General features: G+C 50.6%; 1 protein-coding gene. It reads left to right on the top strand.

Annotated features, from left to right (window positions below):
- A partial coding sequence (locus R7Q48_RS25015; RefSeq protein ID WP_318132821.1) for an MFS transporter occupies positions 1–995 on the top strand: 995 nt, incomplete at its 5' end.
- Positions 996–1,007 lie beyond the last annotated feature (12 nt).

Genomic DNA, 1,007 nt, shown 5'->3' with positions numbered 1-1,007 from the left:
GCAAGAAAGTGCTACTCGCTGGTTTGCTGATCGCAATGTCCGGCTTGCTGATGATCATTTTCTGGAGCCATACGTTTACTGGCATGGTCTTAGGCCGCTTTTTGCAAGGCTTGGGGACGGGTTGCTGCGCGGTGTTGGCTCGGGCTTCTACTCGCGACCAGTTTAGTGGGAATGAGCTTCCCGTCGCGATGTCTTACATTGCTATGGCAGCGTCCATCACGCCGTTGATTGCTCCTGTGATTGGTGGGTTCATTAACTTCCACTTTGGCTGGAGCATGGTGTTCATTTCATTGTTGGGTTACGTGTCACTCGCTTGGATCATCATTGCGTTTCGATTCAAAGAGACCATCACACGACGCTCTGCAATCCCCTCTCCAGCCAAAATGTTGGTGCAGTATCGTGATTTGCTCTCGTCTCGATATTTTATGAGCTTTGCGAGCATCAGTTGGCTCAACTTCAGCTTGATGATCACGACCGTCTCCGTGATGCCTTTTATCATGCAAGACCAAATCGGGATGACATCGGACGAATACGCCATGTGGGCACTGATCCCCGCGTTAGGTATGCTCGGCGGCACAACCATTTGTAACCGCATACGCCCCGTCATCGGAAATAAGAAAATGCTGCTTTGCACGCCTGTTTTGCATATCAGTGCGGCACTGTGGTTGTTTTTCTGCCCGGTAGAGCCCTTGTATTTGATGATTGGACAATTGTTGATGATTCTTGGCAATGGCATTGCGTTGCCTTGTGCACAAGCACTTGTGATGCAACCATACAAAGAACAAGCGGGCGCGGCGGCAGCCATGTCTGGCGGCGGTCAAATGGTGGTCTCTTCCTTGGTGAGTATGACGCTGGTGCAACTTGGATTGAGTGAAGCGTGGCATTTGTCGTTGGTTGTAGTGCTGTTTACCGCCATCACCTTGACCAATATTCTACGTGGGTTCAACACTGAAGAAGCGCAACAACACCGAGAGGTGGCAGAGAAAGCCAGCTAATGTCACCGACTT

Source organism: Vibrio sp. 378 (assembly GCF_033339435.1).
This window is presented reverse-complemented; position numbering and strand designations above follow the sequence as displayed.